The organism is Helicobacter suis, assembly GCF_902196135.1.
GTDB lineage: Bacteria > Campylobacterota > Campylobacteria > Campylobacterales > Helicobacteraceae > Helicobacter > Helicobacter suis_A.
In genome coordinates this window covers 1-2189 of record NZ_CABIKE010000034.1, presented here as the reverse complement: position 1 = coordinate 2189, position 2189 = coordinate 1, and the positions used below count along the sequence as shown (strand labels likewise).

At 38.1% G+C, this 2189-nt stretch carries 1 pseudogene; it reads right to left on the bottom strand.

What is annotated here, in order from left to right:
- Window positions 1–226: 226 nt before the first annotated feature.
- Window positions 227–2189 (bottom strand): annotated as a pseudogene (locus G6Q06_RS08665) (hypothetical protein); the annotation flags it as partial.

Sequence of the window (2189 nt, the reverse complement as noted above, 5' to 3'; positions counted from 1 at the left end):
AATCTCTCTAATTAAGACTCTAGTAGCGTTGCTAAATTCAGCTCTATTTGCGATTCTGTTAAGGTTTTGTTTAAAGGCCTCTATGCTGTGGCTTTTATTCAAGGCGGCAAGCATGTTAAGGCAGTGTTAAGGCAGTGTGTATTATAGTCCCGTTGTGGGCTTTACAATAGGCGTAGGAAAGTTTTGAGCTTTGCACATCTCCCACCTTTGTGAGTTTAGCCTGCCTCTACCGGTCTTCATAGGTGTGCTGGGGCTTTGAAGGTAGAGGGCTTAGTTCTTCTAGCTCTAGGCTGTAGATTCTGTGCCCTTGTTCTATACTTTCTTTCAGGGTGATTTTGGCCGTCGCTTCTTTACCATTGATTTTAAGTAATGTAAGATACCTGTGTATAGCTTTTATATCGGGACTATTGTTTTTATCTTTGTAGCTTTCTTTTGGAATGGCATTTTCAAAAAGTCTTTTAACATCCGTAGCGACCTTAAAATGTTCCTCTTTAGTAAAACCATTGGCTAGGCTCTTGCTTAGGGCTTTTGAACTAGAAATTTTATTTAATCCTGTGCTAGAAATTCTAGCAATAATTCCCGTTTGTGTATTTCTAATATCTCGGTTTAAAATAGGATTTAAAGCATATTTTAAATTGCCTCTTAATTCTTTTAAAGTCTTGATGCCATCTGTTACATAAATGTTTTTTGTTTCCATATTACTTCTAGGTAAATTTTGCTCAATCTCTCTAATTAAGACTCTAGTAGCGTTGCTAAATTCAGCCCTATTTGCGATTCTGTTAAGATTTTGTTTAAAGGCCTCTATGCTATGGCTTTTATTCAAGGCGGCTTTAATGTGGTATCTGAGTGCTGCCCCGCTGACCTTATCATTAAGCGCTTTAGCAAAGGGGATATAGGGCAGAGTTCTAACAATAAAGCCAAAGGCGGCTTTAGTAACTTGAAATTGTGCTGCCCCGCCTACACTAGTAGCAATACTACTTCCAATTGTTCCCCCCGTTGTTGGCTTAAGTGCTTTAGCAATGGCCGCGTCTTGATTAAATAATCTATGAAAGCCCTTAGCAATTTCTATAAAGTCTTTAGCGCCTTGAGTTTTAAAGGTGCTTTGCTTTAACTCATCTAGGTGGTTCATAAATTTAAAGCTATCTAATACGCTCATATCTTGCGCATCTACTAAAGACTTTTTAAAAAGTCTATCAAGCATATTAAGCTCTAACACTTCGCGGTTTTGTTTGCTTAAACCCTTGCTAATGGCGCTGAGATTATCTAGCTTATCGCCCTGCCCCTTAGTAAACTTAATTAAACTATCTAGGGCTTTTTCTGTGCTATTGTGCGCATCTCTTAGCCCAAGTTTTTTAACATCTTTTAGGGTCTGTTTCATAACCGCATAATCATTTAATGCCGTGTTATAAAGTTCTTTGTATTGATCTACTTTAGATTTAGGGAGTTGTTCAAATAAATTATCAATGCCGTTTTTAATATCGCGTCTTAAAAACCCCTCTAAAGCTCTGTTAATGTAGTCTTTAAAGTTAGGGTCTTTGGTGTTTTTATGATAGGCATTAAGTAGTTTAAGAGAGCTATTGAGTTGTCTAAAGTTCACCCCCTCAGGATTGTAGATATTTTTCTCAATCACATTTAGAAAGCCTTTGGCCTCTTGTTCTAAACCTTGATCTTTTAGCTCGGCTTTAAACTGCTTATAGCTTAACTCACCCGTATTCTTAGCCTCAGGGTTTAGTGTCGTTTTAATATCATTGTGTAGCACCGCTGGTATAGCTTTTTCTATAGCATCGTTATAACTTTCTTTCGTGCCCTTTTCTAAATCATCAAAGATTGCTTTAATATCACCCTTATTTAGCTGGAGATTTTCAAGCTGTTCTTTTAGGTTTGCGGTAGTTTTATTTAAAATACTTTTTAGCGTGTTATGAGCCTGCACACTGCTATTTGCTGCTTCAGTTAAAAAGGCTAGTAAATTCCCGCTTTCATCGGCTCTAATAGCCCTAATGAAGGCCTCTTGTCTTTCTGTGTGCTTGGGCAGGGTTAGAATGTTATAAGCACTATCAAAGGCCTTAAGCGCCCCGCTATCCTCCCCAAAACTACTAGCTATTTTATCCCTCAGTGGGCTTTTAGCATTTTCAAACCTAGCCCCGCCTCCAAAGCTTTGCCCAAATTCTTTTAAAGCTTGTTCTTGCTCT